Source organism: Streptomyces sp. MMCC 100 (genome assembly GCF_041538145.2).
GTDB lineage: Bacteria > Actinomycetota > Actinomycetes > Streptomycetales > Streptomycetaceae > Streptomyces.
Map to the genome: position 1 here is coordinate 3,645,788 of NZ_JBGORK020000001.1, position 24,194 is coordinate 3,669,981.

18 protein-coding genes and 2 pseudogenes are annotated in these 24,194 nt (G+C 71.6%); 6 read left to right on the top strand and 14 right to left on the bottom strand.

Translation table 11 applies throughout. The features are described from left to right. Nucleotides 1-7 precede the first annotated feature (7 nt). The 10 genes from ABS735_RS17030 to ABS735_RS17075 all read right to left on the bottom strand — a co-directional run bounded on the left by ABS735_RS17030 (nt 8) and on the right by ABS735_RS17075 (nt 15,875). Nucleotides 8-1,975, bottom strand: coding sequence for an alginate lyase family protein (locus tag ABS735_RS17030; protein WP_373905320.1), 1,968 nt, complete (start codon nt 1,973-1,975; stop codon nt 8-10). Beyond that, entirely contained in the window at nt 1,972-4,167 is a 2,196-nt protein-coding gene (locus tag ABS735_RS17035) for a bi-domain-containing oxidoreductase (RefSeq protein ID WP_373905319.1), read from the bottom strand. Before ABS735_RS17035 ends, ABS735_RS17030 begins: the two co-directional genes overlap by 4 nt. An 81-nt stretch (nt 4,168-4,248) precedes the next feature. Next, nucleotides 4,249-6,183, bottom strand: coding sequence for an asparagine synthase (glutamine-hydrolyzing) (gene asnB, locus ABS735_RS17040; RefSeq protein ID WP_373905318.1), 1,935 nt, complete (start codon nt 6,181-6,183; stop codon nt 4,249-4,251). 3 nt (nt 6,184-6,186) lie between these two features. Then, nucleotides 6,187-7,716, bottom strand: a complete 1,530-nt coding sequence (locus tag ABS735_RS17045; RefSeq protein ID WP_373905317.1) for a Wzz/FepE/Etk N-terminal domain-containing protein — start codon at nt 7,714-7,716, stop codon at nt 6,187-6,189. Beyond that, nucleotides 7,713-9,080, bottom strand: a complete 1,368-nt coding sequence (locus tag ABS735_RS17050; protein ID WP_373905316.1) for a Wzz/FepE/Etk N-terminal domain-containing protein — start codon at nt 9,078-9,080, stop codon at nt 7,713-7,715. The genes ABS735_RS17045 and ABS735_RS17050 overlap by 4 nt, the downstream gene beginning before the upstream one ends. After that, complete coding sequence (locus ABS735_RS17055) at nt 9,077-10,384, bottom strand: glycosyltransferase family 4 protein (RefSeq protein ID WP_373905315.1); 1,308 nt, start codon at nt 10,382-10,384, stop codon at nt 9,077-9,079. The genes ABS735_RS17050 and ABS735_RS17055 overlap by 4 nt, the downstream gene beginning before the upstream one ends. Next, nucleotides 10,374-11,690, bottom strand: a complete 1,317-nt coding sequence (locus ABS735_RS17060) for a nucleotide sugar dehydrogenase (protein ID WP_373905314.1) — start codon at nt 11,688-11,690, stop codon at nt 10,374-10,376. The genes ABS735_RS17055 and ABS735_RS17060 overlap by 11 nt, the downstream gene beginning before the upstream one ends. A gap of 70 nt (nt 11,691-11,760) precedes the next feature. Next, on the bottom strand, nt 11,761-13,242 hold the full coding sequence (locus tag ABS735_RS17065) for a sugar transferase (RefSeq protein WP_373905313.1): 1,482 nt from the start codon (nt 13,240-13,242) through the stop codon (nt 11,761-11,763). Nucleotides 13,243-13,918: 676 nt separating this feature from the next. Continuing rightward, on the bottom strand, nt 13,919-14,317 hold the full coding sequence (locus ABS735_RS17070; protein WP_373905312.1) for an ankyrin repeat domain-containing protein: 399 nt from the start codon (nt 14,315-14,317) through the stop codon (nt 13,919-13,921). A gap of 94 nt (nt 14,318-14,411) precedes the next feature. Beyond that, complete coding sequence (locus ABS735_RS17075; RefSeq protein WP_373905311.1) at nt 14,412-15,875, bottom strand: catalase; 1,464 nt, start codon at nt 15,873-15,875, stop codon at nt 14,412-14,414. 188 nt (nt 15,876-16,063) lie between these two features. Here ABS735_RS17075 and ABS735_RS17080 point away from each other — a divergent pair, with 188 nt between their 5' ends. The 3 genes from ABS735_RS17080 to ABS735_RS17090 all read left to right on the top strand — a co-directional run bounded on the left by ABS735_RS17080 (nt 16,064) and on the right by ABS735_RS17090 (nt 17,908). Then, nucleotides 16,064-16,477 carry a Fur family transcriptional regulator gene (locus ABS735_RS17080; protein WP_373905310.1) on the top strand — a complete coding sequence of 138 codons (414 nt, stop codon included), beginning with the start codon at nt 16,064-16,066 and terminating at the stop codon, nt 16,475-16,477. A 168-nt stretch (nt 16,478-16,645) separates the two neighbouring features. After that, a complete protein-coding gene (locus tag ABS735_RS17085) occupies nt 16,646-17,374 on the top strand; it encodes an SDR family oxidoreductase (protein ID WP_373905309.1) in 729 nt (242 codons plus the stop codon). Beyond that, entirely contained in the window at nt 17,375-17,908 is a 534-nt protein-coding gene (locus ABS735_RS17090) for a hypothetical protein (protein WP_373905308.1), read from the top strand. It begins immediately after the preceding gene. 110 nt (nt 17,909-18,018) lie between these two features. On the opposite strand, the pseudogene ABS735_RS17095 reads toward ABS735_RS17090, so the two are convergent. The 4 genes and pseudogenes from ABS735_RS17095 to ABS735_RS17110 form a co-directional block, all read right to left on the bottom strand. Continuing rightward, nucleotides 18,019-18,237 (bottom strand): annotated as a pseudogene (locus ABS735_RS17095) (ABC transporter ATP-binding protein); the annotation flags it as partial. A 58-nt stretch (nt 18,238-18,295) separates the two neighbouring features. Further along, nucleotides 18,296-18,724: a cold-shock protein gene (locus tag ABS735_RS17100; protein ID WP_373905307.1), complete on the bottom strand. Its 429-nt coding sequence runs from the start codon at nt 18,722-18,724 to the stop codon at nt 18,296-18,298. 213 nt (nt 18,725-18,937) lie between these two features. Beyond that, entirely contained in the window at nt 18,938-21,256 is a 2,319-nt protein-coding gene (locus ABS735_RS17105; RefSeq protein WP_373905306.1) for a beta-L-arabinofuranosidase domain-containing protein, read from the bottom strand. Between the two features lie 339 nt (nt 21,257-21,595). Further along, nucleotides 21,596-22,151 (bottom strand): annotated as a pseudogene (locus ABS735_RS17110) (GlxA family transcriptional regulator); the annotation flags it as partial. Here ABS735_RS17110 and ABS735_RS17115 point away from each other — a divergent pair. The 3 genes from ABS735_RS17115 to ABS735_RS17125 all read left to right on the top strand — a co-directional run bounded on the left by ABS735_RS17115 (nt 22,056) and on the right by ABS735_RS17125 (nt 24,194). Further along, nucleotides 22,056-22,307, top strand: a complete 252-nt coding sequence (locus ABS735_RS17115; RefSeq protein WP_373906233.1) for a hypothetical protein — start codon at nt 22,056-22,058, stop codon at nt 22,305-22,307. The pseudogene ABS735_RS17110 and the gene ABS735_RS17115 sit on opposite strands and share 96 nt — an antisense overlap. Nucleotides 22,308-22,654: 347 nt before the next feature. Next, complete coding sequence (locus ABS735_RS17120) at nt 22,655-23,095, top strand: OsmC family protein (protein ID WP_373905305.1); 441 nt, start codon at nt 22,655-22,657, stop codon at nt 23,093-23,095. Between the two features lie 220 nt (nt 23,096-23,315). After that, entirely contained in the window at nt 23,316-24,194 is an 879-nt protein-coding gene (locus ABS735_RS17125) for a hypothetical protein (RefSeq protein ID WP_373905304.1), read from the top strand.

The window sequence follows — 24,194 nt, forward strand, 5'->3', positions numbered from 1 at the left end:
CCTCTTCCTAGTCGCCGAATCCGAGTACGGTCGTGAACCCCTGCGCGCCGTCGGTGAAGCCGGTGCCGACCAGCGTGGTGGCGGGCTCCTTGCGCCCGAAGCCGGGGGAGTACCAGCCCAGCGGCGGGTCGCTCTCCCCGCGGTGCGCCCGCCAGGACAGCTCGCCGGGCAGGTCGAGCACCGCGGAGCGCTCCTCGCCGTCCCGGGACCAGGTGAGCACGGCCCGGTTGTCCACCAGGTCCGCCGCGACCGCGGGGCCGAGGTGGAACGCCAGACGCACGGCCCGGCGTGGGCCCCGCACCTCGTCCACCACCCGCAGTTCACGGCTCTCGGCCGTCAGCTCCACCCGGCGGCGGTGCACCGAGGGCCCGTACCCGTCGTGCTCGGCGCACCAGCGCGACACGCCCTCGTCGGACGCCTCCACCGCCAGGACGCGGCTGCGGGCGTGCCGCGTCCACAGGAACGGGCCGCCGGATACGGACTGGTCGGCGCCGTCCAGCTCCAGGGTGTTGTGGCCGAGGGTCGACCGGAAGTACCGCCGCCACTCGGGCTGCCCGTGGTAGCAGAACGTCCCCGGGTCGGCGAGCACGTCGACCCCGTCGTGCCGCACCTCCACGGACAGCGCGTCCGCGTGGGCGTGCGCGGCGATGGACAGGAAGCCGTGCGGACCACCGTCGCAGCGGCACCAGATCCCCGCCGGACCGCGCAGGACGGTGAGCCCCGCGTCCGCGAAATGGGCCGGACGGCTCGCCGGACGCGTCACGGCCGGGGCGGCTCCCTCCTTCGCGTACGGCCGGATCAGCGCGGCCAGCAGCGGGGTACGCACATCGGTGCCGGTCACCCCCGGCCACCAGGGAAGCGATCCGAACACGGCGTCCCCGGTGGCCAGCAGCGAGGCCCAGCGGTCGGTGCCCGCGCCGTCCACGACCAGGCCGTGTCCGTCGTCCGCGTCCCCCTGGCGCGGCGGCCGCAGCCGGCCGTCCACGACGGCGGCGAGCGCGTCGGTCATCCGCAGCAGCACCAGCCGGACCGTCGCGGGAACCGGCACGCCGGCGGCGTCCGCCTCCGCCACCGCCGCCAGGCCGAGTTCCAGCACGAGCCCGTGGTAGTCGGTGGCCAGCTCACGGTTGAGGCCGGAGGGGAACGTGTTGCCGCGCAGGTGCCGCTCCAGCGACCGCAGCGCGTCGTCCCGCCAGCGCACCGACGAGGGAAACCACCCGAAGGCGCAGGCGGCGGCGAACTGTCCGGCGGCCTCGGCGACGACATGGTTGTTCGCCGAAGAGCCCCGGCTGGGGAAGGCGGCCAGCCAGCGCTGGTGGTGCCAGATCTGCTTCAGCGCCACCGGGTTGTCCTCGAACAGGGCGGCCGCGCCCGGCCAGCCGTCGAGCAGCCGGCGGATCCACACCCAGGACAGCAGCCGGATCCCCAGCTCGATGCCGCTGACCCAGTGCACCCCGCGCAGCGGCGCGTTGGACGCCCACCACGACCGCAGGTGCTCGGCCACCCGCTCGGCGTACCGCTCGTTCCCGGTGACCGCGTAGGCGGCGGCGAGCACGGTGAGGTACTGGTGCCGGGACGGTTCCCAGATCTGCTTGATGTCCCCGGCCACGTCCTCGTCGCGGTACGGCACGTCGAACGCGTAACCCTCGGGAGCCCGGCGGCCCGTCTTCGGGTCGTACCACCAGTCCGGGTCGGCCAGATCGTCGCGGAGCACGCCGAAGTACTCGACGTGCCCGGCCATCAGGCGGTCCGCCTCGGCGACGAGACGCTTCGCGGCGTCCGGCGGCACCGCGGCGATCGTCCCGGCGGGCAGCACGGCGGTGAACCGGGCGCCGGTCACGCTCGGGACGACCGGCCGCGCCGACCGCCACCGCCGCCTGCGCACCGCGTCGCCCACCCGTCCGCCGACCTCACTCGGCCCCATCCGGGACAGCCGCCGCAGGTACCAGCCCGGACTCCCTGAGTTCACCGTCATCGCGCCTCCGCCAGGGTCACCGGAGCGCCGCAGGCGAGAGAGGCCCGCACGGCGAGGGTGGCCGCCGTGGTGGCGACCAGCGACGTGAGCGGCACCGGCATCGGGCCGCCGGTGCGCACGGCCCTGACGAACGCGGCCAGCTCGGCCGACTGGCCCTTGTCCCGGGCCTTGGGAAGCCGCGAACTGACCCACCGCTTGCGGCCGTCGTAGACGGAGGTGCGGACGAAATCGTCGAGCTGCAGCACCTTGCCGTCCGCGACCAGGTCCAGCGTCTCCTTGGGAAAGCCGGCCGCCCCGGAGGTGACGTAGCTGATGGTGGCGGTGGACCCGTCCGGGTAGCCCAGCACGACCTGAAGGTCCTCGTTGCCGGACGTGGCGACGGCGTACACCGAGACCGGGTCGGCGCCCAGCAGCCGGCTGGCCGTGTCGATGAAGTGCCCGCCCTCACCGGCGAACCGCGAGCCCTCGGTGTCCTGCCGGAGGTACCAGCTGCCGTGGTCGAGGCGGCCCGCGTTGACCAGGTAGCGCAGGCTCGCCGGCCCGGTGCGGGCGCCCAGCCGCTGCCCGGCCTGCTGGAGCAGCGGCGCGAACCGGCGGTTGAAGCCCACCTGGATCCGGTCGTTGCCGGACTCCTCCACCGCCGCGAGCACGCCGGTCAGCTCCTCCTCGGTGAGCGCCAGCGGCTTCTCCACGAAGACGGCCTTGCCGGCCAGCAGCGCCTTCCGGGTCAGTTCGGCGTGCGAGCTGTGGCGGGTGACCACGAACACCGCGTCGACGGACTTGTCGCCGAGCACGGCGTCGAGGTCGGTGGTCGCCTCGGCGAAGCCGAACTTGCGCTGCGCGTTGGCCGCGGACAGCGCCGTGGTGGTGACGACCGTCGACAGCTCCACGCCGTCGCGCTGTGCCAGATGCGGCAGCAGCATCGAGCTCGCGTAGTTCCCCGCGCCGACGAACGCCAGGCGCACCGGCGTCCTCGCGGCCCGGACGGGGGTCGGCGGCTCGCCACCGCGCCGCACCGCGGGCACGGCCACCGCCCGGGCCTCGGCCGAAGCCCCTGCCTCGTCCGCCTGCTCCGGGTACCGGAACAGCACGGCCACGGCCTTCAGCTCGCCGTCCTTGAGGCGCCGGTACGTCTCGACTGCGTCGTCGAAGGCGGCCGTGTGGGAGATCAAGGGCTCCACGTCGACGCGGCCCCGGGCGACGAGATCGAGGAAGCACGCCAGGTTGCGGCGCTCGGTCCAGCGCACGTAACCGATCGGGTAGTCCCGCCCCTCCAGCTCGTACTCCGGGTCGTAGCGCCCGGGGCCGTAGGAGCGGGAGAACCGGACGTCGAGTTCCTTCTCGTAGTACGCGTTCCACGGCAGGTCCAGACGGCACTTGCCGATGTCGACGACGCGGCCGCGGTCCCGGCACAGCCGCGCGGCCAGCTCGACGGGCTGATTGCTGCCGCCGCCGGCGGCCAGGTACACCTGGTCCACGCCGTGGCCCTCGGTGAGTTCGGCGACGGCTCTCTCCACGGCCGGGGACGCGGGGTCGCCGCAGGCCGCGGCACCCAGCCGCTCGGCCAGCTCGCAGCGCTCCGCGTCGGGGTCGACGCCGACCACCCGGACGCCCGAGGCGGCGAGCAGCTGCACCACCAGCTGCCCGATCAGCCCGAGCCCGATGACCAGGGCCACTTCGCCGAGCCGCGACTCGCCCTGGCGGACACCCTGCAACGCGATCGACCCGACGGTGCCGAAGGCCGCGTCCCGCGGTGCGAGACCGTCCGGCACCGGGGCGTAGAGGTTCTTCGGCACCCAGTTCAACTCGGCGTGCAACGCGTGCTCGTTGCCGGCGCAGGCCACGAGGTCGCCGGCCTTCACGTCGTCGATCCCGGCGCCGACCTGCTCGACCACCCCGCACAGCGAGTAGCCCAGCGGCGTGTAGGAGTCCAGCTTGCCCATCACCTTGCGGTAGGTGGCGGGCACCCCGTTGGTGGCCACGCTCTGCACCACCTTGGCCACCTGGTCCGGCCGGGAGCGGGCCTTGCCGAGCATCGACATGCCGGCCTCGGACACCTTCATCAGCTCGGTGCCGGTGGAGATCAGCGAGTAGGCGGTCCGCACCAGTACGCCGCCCGGCTTGCAGCCCGGCACCGGCACGTCGAGCAGCGCCAGCTCGCCGCTCTTGTAGTTCTGCACAACCTGTTTCACCCGAAGTCCTCTTGTCTCTGTGCCGGTTGCCCGTGCCCGTTGTCTCTGTGCCGGTCTCTGCTGTCTCTGCGCGGGAAGGCCCTACGTCGTCGATGAGGAGTTCTGGCCGGCCCCGGCGGTCGCGCCGCGATACCAGTACTCGAGGGTCAGTACGTGCCACAGGTGCTTGGAGAAGTCCTGCTGCCCGGCGGCGTCCTCGGCGACGAGCCGCCGCAGCGCGTCGCGACGCAGGAACCCGGAACGGACGAGCTCGCCGTCGTTGACCACCTCACGCACCAGCGGTGCCAGATCCCGGCTCATCCAGGCCCGCAGCGGAGCGCTGAACAGACCCTTGGGCCGGTACACGATCTCCCGGGGCAGGATCGAGGTGGCCGCCTCCTTCAGGACGGCCTTGCCCTGCCGTCCCACGATCTTGCGGTCACCGGGCACCGCGAACGCCGCCTCGACCACCTCGACGTCCACGAACGGCACCCGCACTTCGGTCGACGCGGCCATGCTGGAGCGGTCCGTGTAGGCGAGGTTCAGGCCCGGCAGGAACATCCGGGCGTCGCCCAGGCACATGCGGTTCACGAAGTCGTCGAGGTCGTTGTCCTCGTAGACGTCCGCGTGTTCGGTCAGCACGTCCTCGACCGTGCCCGCCAGGTCCGGGTCGATCAGGGCGAGCAGCTCCTCCCGGTCGTACATGGTGTAGCTGCGCCGGAACGCGGTCTCCTCCGGCAGATCGGCGAAGGAGAGGAACCGCTTCGCGAACCGCACCGACCGCAACCCCCGACGGCCCGTCGCGACCGGCAGCCGGTCCACGGCCGCGGACACCCCGCGCCGCAGCGGCCGCGGGACGCGCTGGTAGCGCAGCGCCAGCAGGTTGGCCAGGTGCTTGCGGTAACCGGCGAACAGCTCGTCGGCGCCCATCCCCGAGAGCATCACCTTGACCCCGGCCTCCCGGGCGGCCGAGCAGATCAGGAAGGTGTTGATCGCGGCGGGGTCGCCGATCGGCTCGTCCAGGTGGTACGTCATCCGCGGCAGCAGGTCGAGCACGTCCGGGGCGATCTCGATCTCGTGCAGGTCGACGCCGAACCGCGCGGCCACCTGCCGGGCGTAGCGCAGGTCGTCCGGCATCGCCTCGAACCTGGCGTCCTCGGCGCGGAACCCGATCGTGTAGGCGGAGATCCCGGGCTGGTGACGGGCCGCCAGCGCGGTCAGATAGCTGGAGTCGAGCCCGCCGGAGAGGAAGGTCGCCACGGGCACGTCGGAGAGCAGGTGGCGCCGGGTCGACTCCTCGACGACGGCGGCGAGGTCCGGCCGCTCGCCGCTGCGGGCCCGCTCCCGGCCCTCGGCGGCGACGTCCTTCAGGTTCCAGTAACGGCCCCGCTCCACCCGTCCGTCGGGTCGGCACCGCAGCCAGCTCCCCGGCGGCAGCTTCTCCGCCTCGCGGAACGCGCACCGCGAGTCCGGCACCCAGTAGTACAGCAGCGAGGCCACCAGCGCCGCGTGGTCCACCTCCAGCTTCCCGCCGGTCACGGCGGCGAGCGCCTTGAGCTCGGAGGCGAACACCACACCCTCGCCGCGCCGCAGCAGGAACAGCGGCTTGATGCCGAGCTGGTCGCGGGCGAGCACCAGTTCACCCGTGCGCTCGTCGAAGACCGCGAACGCGAACATGCCGCGCAGCCGTGGCAGACAGTCCGTGCCCCAGCGCCGCCAGGCCTCGAGCACCACCTCCGTGTCGGAGGTACCGCGGAAGCGCACCCCGGCGGACCGCAGCTCGCCGCGCAGTTCGGGCGCGTTGTACAGCTCGCCGTTGTACGTCAGGGCGAGGCCGTCCGACACCATCGGCTGGGCGCCGGTCCCGGACAGGTCGATGATGGCCAGCCGGCGGTGTCCGAGGTGCACCTCGCCCCCGCCGGCGGAGTGGCTGTACCGGCCGGCCCCGTCCGGACCGCGGTGGGCGAGGACATCGGTGAGCCGGTCGGTCACGGCCTTCCCGTCCGGCCAGTGGTACGTGCCTGCGATGCCACACATGTGCTACCGCGCCTCCTGGTCGCTGTCGGGGACCCGCGCGGCCGGCATCGACGGCCGTTCCGTCCTGAGCCGCCCCGTCCCGTTGTGCCGCTTCGGCCCTTCGTCATGGCCGCGCGACGCGACGCGCGGACCGTCCCACAGGGTGCCGTCGGTACGGTCACGCGGATCGGGGTCGATCAGAACCACACCGATCACCGTGATGCGCTGGTCCGCGAGCTGCCGCGCCACGGTGTGCAGCCACGCGGCACTGCCGTGCCCCGCACGCACGACGAGCACCGTCCGGCTGCCCAGGTACTGCAGGTCCGTCCACGCCGTGCCGGGCGCGACCGACCCCACGCCGAGCCGGCGCCCCTGGTGTGGCTCGGCCGCGGCACGTTCACCGCTGAGCACGGCCGGACCCCCTGGCCTGCGCCGGCTGTCGGCGAGCTCCGTGCCGGGCAGACCGTCGACGACGACCACGGGCCCGTCCGCCTCCAGTGCCCCGGCGACGTCCAGGGCGATCACGCCGGTGCCGCGCGCACAGCCGAGCTCCAGGAGCGACAACGGTTCCGCGGAGCGGCGCACGATGCGGGCCAGCGTGGTGGTGAGCCGTTCGCGTGCCGCACGGGTCCGCCGGCGCTGCCACCGCCCCGCCGACCGGCGGGGTCCGCGGCGCAGCTCCGCGAGGACCGAGGCGCCCAGGTTCGCCGCGATGTCCCGGCGCAGCACGGGGCGGTCCGCCACCACCGCGCCGACCGCGGCCAGCGCGAGCCCGAGGACGAGCCCGAGGACGAGCCCGATCGCGGCGTCGGTGCCCACGGCCCTGGGCAACGAGTGCCGGACGGCGTGCGGGGCGTCGACGATCTGGGTGCCGGCGACGACCTCGGGCGTGCCGGTGCGCGCCTCCGCGGCTCGCTGGTCGAATTCGGCGATCCGCGAGTCGAGCTCGGCCCGGCGGGCGTAGAGGGATTCGATGCTCGCCGACGCCTTCGGATCGTCGTCCGGCGACCGGTCACCGATCGCCTTGTTGACCTCGGCGAGCTCCTTGCGCATGCGGTCGCGCTGGTCGAGCAGGGACTGGGCCTCGGCCTGGGCGGACTCCCGCATCCGCCGCACGTGGTCCGCGACGAACGCGTCGGCCAGCGCCTTGGCCCGGGCCACCGCCTCCGCGTCGCTGTCAGCCGTCACATCGATCCGCAGCAGGTTGTTGGTCAGGCCGGTGCCCCGGTAGTCGCGCATGAAGTCTTCCGGGTTCTCCCGGGAGTCGAGGGAGCGCAGGGCCTTTTCGGCGATCCGTGTGGTGGCCAGCAGCTCGACATCGGTGCGGATCAGCGTTCCGGTGTCGTTGGGCTGGTCGTCCTTGTGCGCGACCAGCACCTTGGCCACCGCCGCGGGCCGGGGCGGCAGCAGGACCGCCACGGCCGCGCCGACCAGCAGCCCCAGCAGGGCCAGGGCGCCCCACAGACGGCGCCGCCTGCGCACCGCCACCACCAGTGCCTGCAGGTCGAGCAGCGGAGCGGAGGCCGACGACTGGGCAGCCGTACTCGTCGTCATGCGGAACCTCCCGTCGCGTGGTCGTGCACAGCGGCCGCCGCGGTGGCGGGCTCCGGAGGCCGGGCGGCCGGCCCCGAACGACGGGCCCGGACGGCGCCGGCGACGACGACGCCGACGACCTCGTGCCCGCCGTCCGCACACGCCTCCGCGACACCGGCGAGTTCCTCGGCGGTCCAGGCGCCCGCGCTGAGCACGACCAGGGCGCCGGACTCGGTGTCGCGGTCCGGCACCAACGGCCGGGACACCGAAACCTCCACCACCCGCAGCAGCGGATCCCCCTCGGCCTCGGCGGCGAGCTGCCCGGCCGCCCGGCGGGCGACCTCGTCGTCGTCCGGTACGACGACCAGCAACCGCCGGGCGGCCGGCAGGCGTTCCCGCAGGCGGGCGCATACCCGCCGGTAGCGGAGCCGCCGGCCGGCCTCGTCGCCGGACGACTGCGGGGCCGGCAGGTCCCACCGCGTGTCGATGCCCAGCAGCCGCCGGAGGCGGGCCCGCACACCGCGTGCCTTCGGCCGGTGCGCGCGCCGCTCCCCGGGTACGTCCACGGTTCCCAGCAGCGCCGAGCCCAGCGCCGCGGCGATCTCCGGTTCGGAGCGCAGCCGCCGGTTGACCCGGGTGGCGGCGAGATGGCCGACGATCGCGAGCACGAAGAACAGCAGTGCCCCGCCGCCGACGAGCTGCGACCTGGTCGGGGGAGCCTCGCCGGTCGGCCGGGGGGCCGGCCCCATGACGACCAGACCGGCCTTGTTGCTCGCGGGGTCGGCCTCGTCGAGCTTCTGCATGGCCTCCTGCAGCGCGGTGCGCAGCTTCTCGAGCTCGGTGCGGGCCTGCACGCTCTCCACGGTCTGCCCGGGGTCGGCCGCGTTGGCCAGGTCGGTGATGCGCTGGTTGGTCCGGGTCACCTGCTGCCGCAGTGCCTCGGGCCCCGTCGCCCCCTCGGGATCGGTGGTGCCGCTGGCGATGCGCGCCGCGTACGTCACGAACTGCTGGGCGACTTCGTCGGAGAGCCGCTGCGCGCGCTCCGGGGAGTCGGCCGTCCCGGAGATCTTGATGATGTTGCCGTCGGCGATCTCGGCGCTCACCCGCTCTCGCAGCTCCCTGTCGCTGACGCCGCTCCAGCGGAGCGTGTCGCCCGCCCGGTCGACCACCGGCGAACTGGTCGCGATCTCCACCTGGGTGAGCAGCTCGCGCTCCTCCCACGGCCCCGGCAGCAGGACCGAGGCCGACGCCGTGTAACGCGGCGGGAACAGCACCGAGATGCCGTAGCCGACGAGCGCGCCCACCACGACGAGGACGGCGAGCAGCCGCCGGCGCCGACGGAGAATCCGCCCGACCGTGACCAGGCGTATCGTGTCATCACTCAACGGCGCGGCCTTCTCCCTGCCTTGTCCGGAGCGCCCGCCGGCACCGGAGCGTGGTCACGGCAGGCGGCGGCGTACGCGGCGAGCAGCGACGCCTGCGAGTTCCGCCAGGAAAGCTGCCCGTTGATCCGCTCCTCGCCGATCTTGCCCATCCGGGCCCGCTTCTCCGGATCGTCCATCAACTGCGCGACGAGCCCTGCGAATTCGGTCTCGTCGTTGGCGGGCGCGTAGACGGCGGCGTCACCGGCGGAGACCCGCGCCTCCCGGAGGTCGAACGAGACGATCGGCCGGCCCATCGCCATGTACTCCAGGACTTTGTTCATGGTCGACACGTCGTTGAGCGGATTGCGCGGGTCGGGGGAGAGGCACACGTCCGCGGTGGACAGGTAGCGCACCAGGTCGGCGTCCGGGACACGCCCGGTGAACTGCACCTGGCCGGCGAGCCCCAGCGACCGGGACAGCGCCACCATCGCGTCGAAGGCGTCACCGGAGCCGACGAAGACCGCGTGCCAGTCGGTCCGCCCGAGCTCGTCGCGCAGCTTCGCGAGGGCCCGCAGGGCGTAGTCGACGCCGTCCTGAGGACCCATGACGCCGAGGTAGCACAGCAGATGGGGCTTGCCGCGCTTCAACTCCGGCTCCGGCGGCACCGGCTGGAACCGGTCGGTCGCGGGTGCGCTGCGCACCACGAAGACGTCCGCCGGGCGCCGGCCGCCCCGGCGTATCGCGACGTCCTTGTAGCTCTCGTTCGTGGCGAGCACGATGTCCGCCGCCCGGTAGGTCAGCCGTTCCAGCGCGCACACGGCGCGGTAGAGCAGGTCCTTGCCGCGGCCGAAGCGGGAGAGGTACAGCTCGGGTATCAGGTCGTGCTGGTCGAAGACGAACCGCGCGCCGCGCCGCTTGAGCCACAGGGCCGGCAGGAACAGCAGGTCGGGCGGGTTGCAGGCGTGGACCACGTCCACCCGTCCGACCCTGCGGGCCAGCCGGGCCGTGTGCCAGAGCGCCGCCCCGTACTCCCGCAGGTAGCCGGCCGGTCCTCCGGTGGCCGCGCGCAACGGGTAGCGATGGATGCGCACCCCGTCGATCTCCGTCTCCGCCTCCGTGTCCCGCGTGGTCCCGCGGGGACAGATGACGTGCACCTCCCAGCCTCCGTCGCGCAGGGTCGTGCACTCCTGCCACACCCGCCGGTCGAAGGGCACCGACAGGTTCTCCACCAGAATCAGCGCGCGCCGCCCCGGCCGGTCGCCGGCACTGCCATCGCGCGGCGTGTCACCGGAGGTCGCGCCACCGGACGTCGTGTCACCAAGCAAGGCCCATGTACCCCGGTTCGGCCCGGCGCGCGTCGGCGTCGGGAAGGTGGATGAGGTCGATCAGCAGCGGGCCGCCGCCATGAGGGAGCGCCGACAGCACGGCCGGATCCCTGGTCCCGACCAGGCACACCTCGGCGTGCCCGAGGACCTCGTCGACGGAGTCCGCGAGCAGCTGCGCGAGGTGCGGCAGCCGGTTCTCGACGTACTCGCGGTTCGCGCCCAGCAGCCGGGACAGGCTCACGTTGGCGTCGTGGATCTTCAGGTCGTAGCCCTTGCCGAAGAGCCGCTCCGCCAGCTCGACGAGCGGGCTCTCGCGCAGGTCGTCGGTGCCGGGTTTGAAGGACAGTCCGAACAGCCCCACCCGGCGCTTACCGGTGCGCTCCACCAGCTCCACCGCGCGCTCCAGATGCGCCGAGTTGGAGGGCAGCACGTGAGAGAGGATGGGCACCGACACGTCGGCCCGCTGCGCCGCGTGGACCAGACTGCGCAGGTCCTTGGGCAGGCAGGAGCCACCGAAGGCGAAGCCGGGCCGCAGGTAGGCGGGGCTGATGTTCAGCTTGCGGTCGGCCAGGAACACGTCCATCACCTGGTGCGAGTCCACCCCGAGGGCCTGGCACACCGCACCCAGCTCGTTCGCGAAGCCGATCTTGAGGCCGTGGAAGGCGTTGTCCGCGTACTTGATCGCCTCGGCCGTCGCGACCGGCACCCGGAACACCTCGCCGGGCAGGCTGTCGTACAGCGCCAGCACCGCGTCGCCGCTCGCCGGATCGAGTTCGCCGACGACGGTCTTGGGCGGGTCGAAGAAGTCCCGCACGCTCGTGCCCTCGCGCAGGAACTCCGGGTTGACCGCGACCCCGAAGTCGACCCCGGCGGTACCGCCGACGTACTTCTCCAGGATCGGTACCAGCAGGTTCATGCAGGTGCCCGGGAGCATCGTGCTGCGGAACACCACGGTGTGCCGCCCGCCCCGCTCGGCCAGCGCGGCGCCGATCTCCTCGGTGACACGTTCCAAGTAGGCGGTGCACAGGCTGCCGTTGGGCTCCGACGGCGTGCCCACGCAGACCAGGGACATCTCACTTTCCATGATCGCCTCGCGGACGTCGCCGGTGGCGCGCAACGCTCCGGTGCCCACGACCTCGGCGATCAGCTCACCGATCCGCTCCTCGACCACCGGGGCCCTGCCGTCGTTGACCAGGTCGACCTTCACCTGGTTCACGTCCACCCCGATGACCTCGTGACCCATGCCGGCCAGGCACGCGGCCGACACGCAGCCCACATAGCCCAGGCCGAAAACACTGACCCTCATGACCCGTTCCTCCCCCCAGGCAGGCCGTGACGGCCTGCGGTCCGCGCGCCGGTCCGACGACCACCGCGCATCAATAGGCCCCCTGCCCGTGCACCACCGCACGCAGCGTCTTCCACAAGATCACGGTGTCCAGGGCGAGTGACCAGTCCTCCACGTACCGCAGGTCCAGCCGGACCGCTTCCTCCCACGGCAGGTCGCTGCGCCCGCTGATCTGCCACAGACCGGTGAGGCCGGGCTTGACCAGCAGCCGTCTTCGGATGTCCGGGCCGTACGCGGCGGACTCCTCCGGCAGCGGCGGCCGCGGACCGACGAGCGACATCGATCCGGTGAGCACGTTGAAGAGCTGCGGGAGTTCGTCGATCGAGTACCGGCGCAGCACCGTGCCCACCCGCGTCACCCGCGGGTCCCGGCGGAGCTTGAACAGCAGGCCCGCGCCCTCGTTGCGGTCGGCCAGCGCGGCCCGGGCCCGGTGGGCTCCGGCGACCATGGTGCGGAACTTGACGATGGTGAACTCGCGACCGTCCTTGCCGACCCTGCGCTGGCGGTAGAACACACCGCCCCGGCTGTCCACCAGAATGAGCACTGCGACGAACACCATCAGCGGCGCGAACAGCGTCAGCAGGATCGCCGCGCCCATCCGGTCGACGACCGCTTTGACCGCCCGGCGGCCTCCGGTGAAGGTCGGCATGCTGACCCGCAGCAGCGGTATCCCCAGCACCGCGTCGACGTGCAGCCGGGGGCCGGCCACCTCCATGAGCACGGGGGCCACGACCATCTCGGCGTCGCTGCCCTCCAGGTTCCAGGCCAGCCGCTGCAGCCGGTGCGGTGACCAGTGCGGATCCGGGGTGATGGCGACGACCCGGTAGCCGTCGCGGCGGACATGGTCGGCGACGTCCGACAGCGGGCCGACGACCGGCACTCCGTCCAGTTGGTCACCGCCCTCGAGCCCGGGACCGTCCGTCGTGCACACCGCGTCCACCCGCCAGCCGAGGTGCGGAAAGCGCCGGGTCCGGGTGATCAGGTCGCGCACGGTCGCCGGGCTGCCTGCGGCCAGCACCGGTCTCAGACACCGCCCTTCCTTGCGCTGCCTGTGCAGCCACAGGCGCAGCAGATACCGCGCGACCATGGTGACGATCGCGATCGCGGGAACGGCGACGAAGATCCAGAGTTTGATGTTGCGCGAAGTGAGCGCGATTCCGCCGAGCGCCAGTACGACGGTCGCCATGAACAGTGAGCGCCCGAGGCGACGGAATTCCTCCGCTCCCTGGCCGAGTACGGCCGGGGACCACGAGCGGCTGACCGCGAGCGCCCCCAGCACCAGCAGTTCGGTGCCGAATGCGAGAATTCCCCATTTCTCGTGCCAGTTGGCCGCGTCCCGAACCCCGAAGAAATTGCCGATGCCCGCCACCACGACGGCCGTGGTCACGGTATCGCTGGTGATCACGGTACGGCGGTACCGCTGCTCCCAGTCGACCGCGGGCCGGCCGATGGCCCCCTCCGCCAACTGTCCGCGCGCAGACGGAAACGCGCTGACCAATCCCCCTTGCCGCACAGAACCCCCCAGGTTCCCAGTGGTTCGACGTGTTCGCCTAGCACTGTTCCTCCCCCTCGGGAGGCCCCCGCCTCCCGCGCCGCGCTGTTCCTCCCCACGGGCGGCCCCCGCCTGCCCGCGCACGACGTTCCGGCCGTGTCACAGAAATGTGACCAACTCACAGTGGTAGCAGCAGACCCCCCTGCCCCCGACCTAAAGATCATTTTCGGTCGCCTCGTGCCTGAACGGCCGAAGCACGGTCAATCTAGACCATCGGGGCCACCGTGTAGAGAGGGTGTGTGTAATTCATGGTCAAGCTTTGGGAGTTGATCAATCAACCTGTGAAGGCTCACAGACGTCTTCGCGCCACCGCGCGTTCCCGGGCGCTGAGTTCGACGCCCATTTCCCCGCTCGCAGTGCGCGTCCGCACCGATGGATCAGGCCACCAGCAGGCGGCGCACGTGCTCGTCCGGATACACATCGGGCCGGCGTCAGTACGCCGTCGGCGCAGTTCCGGGGGATGAGTACCGGGGGATGAGTACCGGCTCCGGGCGGACCCCGACCGCGCCGGGTCGGGGGGTCCGCCCGGGGCCGGTTCGCGACGAGGGAGGCGACCTCGGTCGGGTAGTCGCGGGCCAGCCGGAACCGGAGGCGGCGCGCGATCAGCCCCGGCAGCTCCGTGTCCCCGCGGCCGGGGTCAGCTCGCGAGCAGGTGGTCCCGGCCGAACATGGCCGCGGCGGCCCGCGCGGTCGGCGTACCGGCGTCGAGGTCCGCGCCGGCCCGGCGCAGTACGGCCACCACGTCGTCGGCACCCTTGAACAGGGCGCCGGCGATGGGGGACTGGTCCCTGTCGTTGCGCAGGTCGGGGTCGGCGCCGTGGCGGATCAGGGTCCGCACCGTCTCGGCGTGACCGTGGTATGCGGCGAGCATGAGGAGGGTGTTGCCGGCCGGATCGCGTACGTCCACCGGCAGCCCGTGTGTCACGAACTCCACCAGCTGCTCGGTGTCGCCCTCCCGGGCCAGATCCATGGCGATGGCCACGACGCGCTCCGTCTGTTCGGGAGTCAGCCCACCGCTGTTGCTGTGCATGTCCATGAAGTCTCCGTGGCGGTACACGCGCCGGCGTGGGCACCTCACGGGTGCCCACGCCGGCGCGGTGGAGGTACCGCGCGTCTTCCCGACCGGCCGGTCAGAGGTTGCCGGCGGCCAGAGCCTCGATCGCCTTGCGGACGCCCTCGCCGTAGGCCGGGTCGGCCTTGGTGCAGTTGGCGATGTGCCGCTCGACGGTCTGCTCGGAGGCGCCGTTGATCGCGCGCGCCGTGTTCTCGAAGAGAACCTGCTGCTGCTCCGGGCTCATCTGCCGGAACAGGTTGCCGGGCTGCTCGAAGTAGTTGTCGTCGTCCTCACGGTAGTTGAACCGGTCGGCGACGGCACCCACGGCCAGGCCGGGCTCGCGGTAGGCCGGCTGCTCCTGCCAGCGCCCGTAGGAGTTGGGCTCGATGCCCGGGGTGGCTCCCTGGTTGCCGTCGACGCGCATGCCGCCGTCGCGGTGGTAGGAGTTCACCGGGTTCTTCGGGGCGTTGACCGGGATCTGGTGGTGGTTGACGCCGAGACGGTAGCGCTGGGCGTCACCGTAGGAGAAGAGCCGGCCCTGCAGCATCCGGTCGGGGGAGAAGCTGATGCCGGGCACCACGTTGGCCGGGCTGAACGCGGCCTGCTCGACGTCCGCGAAGTAGTTGTCGGGGTTGCGGTTGAGCTCCCACTCGCCGACCTCGATCAGCGGGTAGTCCTTCTTCGACCAGACCTTGGTGAGGTCGAAGGGGTGGAAGCGGTAGTTCTCCGCGTCGGCCTCCGGCATGACCTGGATGAACAGCTTCCACTTCGGGAAGTCGCCGTCCTCGATCGAGTCGAAGAGGTCGCGCTGGTGCGACTCGCGGTCCTTGCCGACCAGGGCCTCGGCCTCGGCGTCGGTGAGGTTCTTGATGCCCTGCTGCGTGCGGTGGTGGAACTTGACCCAGAACCGCTCGCCCTCGGCGTTGATCAGGCTGTAGGTGTGCGACCCGAACCCGTGCATGTGCCGGTAGGTGGCCGGGATGCCGCGCTCCGACATCACGATCGTGACCTGGTGCAGGGCCTCGGGAAGGTTGGTCCAGAAGTCCCAGTTGTTCTCGGCGTTGCGCATGTTGGTGCGCGGGTCGCGCTTCACCGCGTGGTTGAGGTCGGGGAACTTCAGCGGGTCGCGGAAGAAGAAGACGGGGGTGTTGTTGCCGACGAGGTCCCAGTTGCCCTCTTCGGTGTAGAACTTCACGGCGAAACCGCGGATGTCGCGCTCCGCGTCGGCGGCGCCGCGCTCACCGGCGACCGTGGAGAACCGGGCGAACAGCTCGGTCTTCTTGCCGATCTCGGAGAAGATCTTCGCGCTGGTGTAGCGCGTGATGTCGTGCGTCACCGTGAAGGTGCCGAAGGCGCCCGAGCCCTTGGCGTGCATCCGGCGCTCCGGAATGACCTCGCGGTCGAAGTGGGCGAGCTTCTCCAGGAACCACACGTCCTGCAGGAGCATCGGCCCGCGGGGACCCGACGTCAGGGAGTTCTGGTTGTCGGGAACCGGTGCACCGGCAACCGTGGTCAGCGGCTTCTGGTTGTTCTCAGGCAAGGCTTGCTCCTCGGTGTGGTTCTTCGCATGGCGCTCAAGGCCTGACGGTCCCGGCCGGCCGGCAGTCCGGGGCAAGCTGCCCCGCGCGTTCATGGGCACACCCTACCTTGGACAGGATCTAAGGCAAGGTGCCATCTAGAGCGATATCCACTCTTGAGTTGACGCCGTTCCCTGCTAGGGTGCTGCGCATGAGTGATCTCCTGGGGAGGCTTCGCGAACGCGGCTGGCGCCTGACCGCGCAGCGCCGCGTCGTCGCCGAGGTTCTCGACGGAGACCACGTGCACCTGACCGCCGACGAGGTGCACGCCCGCGCCGCGGAGCGACTGCCCGAGATCTCCCGCGCGACGGTGTACAACACCCTGCGTGAACTGGTGCACCGGGGCGAGGTCCTCGAGGTGTCGACCGACGGCCGCGCCAAGCGCTACGACCCGAACGCGCACCGGCCCCACCACCACCTGCTCTGCTCACGCTGCGGTTCGATGCGCGACGTCCGGCCGACGGGCGACCCTCTCGCGGACCTCCCGCCGTCCCGGTCCTTCGGCTTCACCGTCTCCGAGGTCGAAGTGACGTACCGCGGCATCTGCCCGGACTGCGCCGCCTGACGCGGACCGACCGCGTGCCCGCCGAAGGCCGGCCCGGACCTGTCCCCGCGTCGTCGCCCGCCGCGTGAGGACACTCATCCCTTCGGGGCGTCCAAAGCGCCGTCCTCTCCGTACACCGACACAGTGGTTCCTTGAGGCACCCGGCTCCGGAAGGAAGAGAGGCACGTCATGGAGGTCGCGGTCATCGGCGGTACGGGGCTGATCGGCTCGCAGGTCGTCGAGAACCTGAACGCAGCCGGACACCAGGCGGTACCCCACTCGCTGTCCACGGGAGTCGACGTGATCGCCGGCGACGGAGTGGACCGGGCGGTCGAGGGGGCCGACGTCGTCGTCAACCTGACGAACTCCCCGACCTTCGACGACGCCTCGCCGGCCTTCTTCCGGACTTCGATGGACAACCTCCTGGCCGCGGCCCAGCGGGCCGGGACGGAGCATTTCGTCATCCTCTCGATCGTCGGCGTCGACCGGGTGCCGGAGCTGGACTACTACCGCGCGAAACTCCTCCAGGAGCAGATCCTGCGGCGCGGCCCCGTCCCGTACTCGATCGTGCGCGCCACCCAGTTCATGGAATTCATGGAGGCCGTCCTGTCCTGGACGTCGGACGGCGACTCCGTCCGGCTGCCCGCGACGCCGATCCAGCCGATCGCGGCGAAGGACGTGGCGGCCGCGGTGGCGGACGTCGCCGTGGGCACCCCGCTGAACGGCATCCGCAACATCGGCGGACCGGACGTGTATCCGCTGGACGACCTGGGCCGCCTGACCCTCTCCCGCAAGGGCGACGGGCGTACGGTCGTCACCGACCCGACCGCAGGCATGTTCGCGGCGGTCAAGGGCGACGTCCTCACCGACAAGGAGGCCCACCTGGCCACCACCCGGTACACCGACTGGCTCGCCTGAATGAACGAACACGCCGACCCCGTCCCCGCCGGCAGCGGCACGCCGAGGGGAATCCTCCGGAGCCGACCCGAGCGGTGGCTGTTCAAGGGCATCTACGGCCTGGTCCTGGCGAGCGCCCTGGTGGCCGCGCTGGACGTTCCCGGAGAGGAGGCCAACCCCGGTCAGGACGCGCTGTGGGTCCTGCTCACCGCGCTGACGTCGGGTGCCGCCCACGGGTACGCGCACGTCATCGCCCAGCGCGCGTCCGGCGACGGCACGGCCAGGCCGAGCAGAGTGCGCGCGGTGCTGTCCGAGTGGCCGCTGGTCGTCGCCGTGCTGCCGACCGTGGCGCTGCTGCTCGCCGCGACGGCCGGGTGGTGGGCGGAGGAGACGGCCGCCGACACGGCCCTGTTGTGCAACACCGTCACCCTCTTCGCCCTGGGCTTCTTTGCCGCCCGCACCGCCGGGCTCGGCCGCCTGGCCTCCTGCCGCGCAGGCGCCCTGGACATGCTGATCGGCCTGGTGATCATCGTCGCGGACGCGCTGATCGAGTAGCCGGTCGTCGCCCTGCCGCGCCGCGGTCGCCTCGCCCGCCGGTGTCCTTCCGGCCGCCCGGTCAGTCGCCGAGTGCCTCGGTCATGGCGTCGAGGTCGGACAGCAGTGCCGTACAGGGCCCCTGAGCACGCCACTCGCTGCCACTGGCCGCCGGAGAGCTCGGTGCCGCCGAAGACGTCACAGGAGAACAGGGTGTCCAGGCCTGCGGGAAGGCTGTCGACGGCTTCGCGCAGACCGACCGCGTCGATGGCCTCCCACACCGGGGTGTCGTCGTGGGTGCGGGGCCGGCCGAGGGGCACGTTCTCGCGGACCGGCATCGCCCACTGGGACTTCGCCCGTTCCCGCACCTGGCCCCAGTGGGAACACGCAGGGTAGAGGAACGCGGCCTCAGTCCTCGACCCAGCCGTGGCCCTCGCTGAACTTCAGGAGCGCGCTGCGGACGGTGAGGATCTGTTCCGCGGTCAACTGCGGACCTGACGTCAGCAGCAGTTCCGTCACGTCACGCCGGTACTCGTCGGAACTCAGCACATCGCACATCGGATGGCCGTTCTCGTCGGACATCGGGGCTCGCGGTGCGGCCTCCTGGTGGCGCCGCACAGCCTTGGGCCGCTCACCCTCGGGGAGCCGGATGCCCGACGCCTTGAGCCCACGCTCACCGCTCTCCACCTCGAACTCCACGACCAGACCGGAGCGCACGTACTCCTCGGGAATGAGCAGATCGTTCACGTGCAGGAAGATGTCCTCGCCTCCGTCGTCCGGGGCGATGAACCCATAGCCCCGCGCACTGTCGAAACGCACCACACGACCCGCGACCATGCGGACCCCCAACCACTGGAAAGCACACCCGTCCGGGGCCCTTCCCCGGAGCGGTGTGCATGCTATCCGGCCGGGTTCTCGGCGAGCGCGCCGAGCCGGTGACAGGAGGTGCCCTACTCACTGCCGCCCGCGGCCCGTACCTGCGTCGCACGGGACCGATCCGGGCCCGGAGAGCGACCGCCGAGCACGGTGGAGCGGCGGAGGAACACCGGCTCAGCGCACGATGCGCCAGCGGTTGTCGGCCGTACCGTCGTCCGCGTCCTGGACGACGAAGGCGCCGACCGCTGGGGAGTCGTTCTGGACGGCGAGCAGCTTCCCGCTGTGGGCGTTGCGGATCGTGCAGGTGCCGTCGCCCTGGTCGTGGAGCGTCCACCGGTGGTCGGCGGTGCCGTTGTCCGTCCACTGCAGCACGGTGGCGCCGTCGGTCGTGGACATGTCGAGCACGCCGAGCACCTTGCCGCTGTGGACGTTGCGCAAGCGATGGGTGCCGCCCGCGTCGGGCACCATCTCCCAGTCGTGGTCGGCGGTCCCGGAGTCGGACCAGAGCAGGGCACGGCCGCCGTCGGCGGTGGACATGTCCTGGATGCCGAGCACCAGACCGCCGGCGGCGTCGGCGATGCGGACGGAGGGGAGGCCGCCGGTGTTCCAGTAGACGGTGTAATTGTGCCCGTGGGCGTCGTGGAACGGACCGAGATCCACGGTGGCGCCGTTCGCGGTGGCGGTGAAGGAGAGCGCGGTGGAACCGGCCCGCCTGATCGAGGCGACGTCCAGGGAAGGGAGGGAGGAGAGGGTGGTGTCCCCGTAGTTTCCGGACAGGGTGACCGGGCCGTGGGTGACGGCACCGACGCCCGGGTTGTCGTTGGCGGGCCGTACGACGGTGCGCATCGGCAGACGGACGGTGACGGTGTCCCCGGAGGCCCAGGCGCGGTCGACGGTCGCGTAGGTCCCGGGGGTGGCGGTGACGTTCTGCGTGACGCCGTTGACGCTGATGACGGCACCGGTGGTCCAGCCGGGGATGCGGATGCGCATCGCCCAGGTGCCGCCCGCGTTGCCGGTGACCCGCAGCGTCGTGGTGTCGCTCGCCGGGTACGAGGTGGTCTGCGTGACGGTGATGCCGCGCCGGGTCCAGGTGAGGACCGACGGGACGAACAGGTTCACGGTCAGGGTGGTGCCGCCGTCGTGGAAGTAGACGGAGTCCATCAGCCGCGTGTGCATCTCGAGACCGGTGCCCTGGCAGCACCAGAAGGTGGTGTAGTCGGTGCTCCAGGTGCCGCCGCCCCACGCCGGACCCACACCGCGTCGGCCGCCCGGCTTCAGCGGGGTGAAGTAGGTGACGTGGCCGTGCGGGTCGGCCGGGTTCTGCTGGCCGATCATGTGGTTGAGCCACGCCTGCTCGTAGTAGTCGAACAGCTCGGCCCGGTCCGGCGTCAGCGCGAACAGCTCCCGGGTGAGACTGAGCATGTTGACGGTGTTGCAGCTCTCACAGGTGTCGTCCGCCAGGTGCGCGGCGATGGCGTTCGCGGCGCGGAAGTGCTCCGCCTGGCTGTTGCCGCCGATGGCGTAGGTGTGGGTGGTGACGCACATGTTCCAGGCGTTGGCGGCGATGTCCCGGTAGCGCGTCGTGCCGGTGGCCTTGTACTCGCGCACGGCCCCGATCCACTTCGGCACCTGCGTGTTGGCGTGCAGCCCGGCCAGCCGGTCCTGGTTCGCCGCCAGCGGGTCGAAGACCGCGGCGTGGTCGAACCGCTGGGCGACGGCGAGCCATCGCGCGTCGCCGGTCTGCTGGCAGAGATCGGTCAGGACGGCGTTCATGCCGCCGAACTCGGTGCCCAGGACGGCCTGCATCTGGGCGGTGCTCAGCCGGCCGGTGCGCCGGTCGACCCAGCTCGCCAGGGCGAGCAGTACGTCACGGGCCTGGGTGCTGCCGAGGTGCCGCCACACGTCCAGCAGACCGGCGAGGGTCTTGTGGATCGTGTAGTACGGCACGTTGCCGTTACTCAGCGTCCCGGACTCCAGGGCGGCGAAGTCCGACTCGGGGTAGCCGGAGAGGTACCCGGCGCCGAAGCCCGCGGCGTCGTTGTTGGCCTGGCACTTGGCCAGCTCGGCCACCATGTACAGGGCCTTGTCCCGGCAGGCGGTGTCACCGGTCACGGCGTACGCCTGCGCCCAGGCGGTGAGGAAATGGCCCTGCACGTGGCTGCGGAAGGGGAAGTCGGGAGCCTCCCAACCGCCGGTGGCGGCGGCGCCGTTCGTGGACAGGTGATGGTTGGCGCGGAAGTTGTACAGGAGCCGGTCGACGTCGACGAACCGCAGATACGCCTCTGTGCGGTTCTGGTTGTCCAGCCACCTGCTCGATGTCAGCCGGACCCGACCGAGGTCGAAGGGGAAGACCAGTGCCCCGATGTCGGTCCGGGCCGGCGGGAGGACCGCTCCGTGGGCGGGGGAGCTGCCGGCGAGAGGACCGACGGCGGTCGCGGCGGCCGTCGTCCCGGCGAACTGGAGCACGCGCCTTCTGCTGAGGGGAGCGGACATGAAACCACCTTTGCGTTCACCGTGAAGGGGCAGGGCGGGCGGAAGACCTGTGGTTCGCTATTTCGAACGCTGTTCGTGAAATCGTCGAGACCATAGTTCCGGCGTCAACGGGCCGTCAATGCACCCGGCATCTTCCGGTGCGCCCATCGTCCGGTGCGTCGAGAGCGTCGACGGGTCCGTGACACAGCTTTACGGTCTGACCGGCTTCCCGAACCAGGTGCGAAATTCCGTACGTCAGCCTTGAGGTCGGTGGCCGGCACGGTGAACGCGCCGTCGCGCCTGCGTGCGTCGAAACCCGCGAAGACCGCGGCCGCGTGAGGCCCGTGGCGCGCACCGCGCCTATGCGCCGACGTCGACGCGCGAGCTGAAGCTGCGGCGGTAGGCGGCGGGTGAGACGCCGAAGGTGGATCTCATGTGGGCCCGCAGGGAGTTGGCGGAGCCGAAACCGGACCGGTGGGCGACCAGATCGACGGGCAGGTCGGTCGTCTCCAGCAGTTGCTTGGCCAGTTCCAGGCGTTGGGCGGTGAGCCACTGCACCGGAGTCATGCCGACCTCGTCGCGGAACCGGCGGCTGAAGGAGCGCAGGCTCATCCGGGCATGCTCGGCGAGCCGTGCCACGGACAACGGCTCCCCGAGGTGCTCCAGACCCCAGGCGCGCGTGTCGGTGGTGCCGGCGACGGTGGGGTCCGGGATGGGACGGTCGATGTACTGGGCCTGCCCCCCCGGCCCGCCACGGCGGTACGACGCACATGCGGGCGGTCCGGTTCGCGGCGGCCGCACCATGGTCCCGGCGGATCATGTGCAGGCACAGGTCGACGCCTGCGGCCACGCCCGCGGACGTCAGCACGTCGCCGTCGTCGACGAACAAGACCTCCTCGTCGACCTTGACCCGGGGATCATGCCCGAGCTGGGCCGCGGGGGCCCGCTGCCACCCGAGGTCATGGCCGCGATCGCGGGAATCCGGCCGGGCGCGAGGCTGGTGTCGATCTGGTCCAGCTCGATCGGCGAGCAGGGCCGCACCACCGGCAAGATCGTCCTGACGGTGGACTGAGGCCCGGGTCGTCCTGCTCCGTGGACCGCTGCGTCGGTGGTGGGGCAGCGGTCCGGAGGGGCGCCGGTCGTCTGTCGGCGGTGATGCGATCCGAACTGCGCGGCAAACCGCGCCGTGAGCCCCCCGCCGCACATGGCCGACCCGGCCGTCGCCGCTCACCTGTGGGCCGCCGGCGGGGAAACCGGTCGGTGCTGATCCGCACCCCGGCTTTCAGCAGGCGCGGACTGCTCCCTAGACGGAGTCGATACGCGCGTGTTTCCGCGAACCGCGGCAGGAATGCGCATCACCCCACGGTGAGCCGGTCCGGCGCCGTGGACCGGTGCGTCGGAGTGGCTAATGTAAGTGACATGAGCGAAGACTCGGAACGTTCCGTCGTCGTCGAACGTACCGGCAGCGGCCGGTTCGTGGCGACCAACACCCGCGGCGGATCGATCAGTTTCGGTACGTCCCCGGACAGCGGTCAGGACACCGGGTTCACCCCCGTCGAGTTGTTCCTGGCCGCGATCGGCGGCTGCACGGCTGTGGACGTCGATGTCGCCACCGGCCGTCACGCAGAGCCCGCCCGGTTCTCCGTGACGGTCACGGGAGACAAGGTCAGCGACGACCAGGGCAACCGCATGACGAACCTCGAGGTCGCGTTCACCGTGGCTTTCCCGGACGGCGAGGGAGCGGAGCGCGCCCGCGCGATCCTGCCCCGCGCGGTCAAGGCTTCTCATGACCGTCTCTGTACCGTGAGCAGGACCGTCGAGACCGGCACACCGGTGACCACGACGGTCACCGACGCCTGACGCTTCTGCCGCGACCTCTCGGCGGACCGTGCGGTGGTCGGCACGCCGTGGCGGCGCGCGTCCCATCGCTTCTGTGCCATGACTGCCGTCCCGGCTCCCGGAGCGGCGGAGCCCCGCTGCGGTGCTCCGGGGACTGAATTCGGATCCATCGACCCCGATCGCGCCATACTGGGGTAAATGGGATGAAGTTTCGAAGGGGCGAGTTCGCGGAGGCGCAGCGATGGAGCAGCACGCCGAGAACGACGGCGACCACACGACGGACGCCACGGAGGAGCCGGAGCCGTACGACGATGCGGTCTACGACGACGGGGCCGAGCAGTTCGACGACGGGGCGGCATACGAAGACACTGCGGTCCGGGACGACGATTCGACGTCGGGAAGGTCCTCGGAGGACCACGGCCCCGACGTCTTTCTGGACGTCCCCCAGCTCAAGGTCGATGAGCTCGACCTCGACGTGGAGAACCTGCGGGCCCGGGTGTCCCTCCAGGCCGAGGTGCTGGACCTGCTCAAACTGAACGTGGGCGCCGACGTCGCGCTCGGCCAGGTCCATCTCGGCCTCTCCGGAGTCGAGGCACAGGCCCGGCTCAAGGTCCGGCTGGACAACGTCGCGCTGATCATCAACCGGGTTCTCACCACGCTCGACCGCAATCCGCAGATTCTGGAGGACCTGGCCCGCGGCGTCGGGTCGGCCGTGCACGACGTGGGCCGGGGCACCGAGACCGCCGTGCGGGACGTCGGAGAGGGGGCCGGATCCGCGGTCGAGGACATCGGCGGCAGCACCGGTGAGGCCGTCGGAGAGATCGCGCAGGGCGCCGGGGAGGCCGTTGAGGCCGTCGGAGGGAATGCGGGAGGAGCTGTCGGCGAGGTGGGCGGGGCGGCGGGCAAGGCCGGCGAGGCCGCGGACGACGCGGCTCGGGAGCCCCGACGGGCTGCCGAGCGAAGCGTGCGACGCACCTCGAAGGAGGCAGGCCTCGGGGAGGCGGCGAGGGAGACCGGTGGACGCTCCGGCACTCGGCGGCGCCGCATGCCGGACGACGAGTCCGGGGCGAGGCGACCCGTACGGCACCGGGAGGACAAGGAGCGCGGCGAGCCGCCGTGA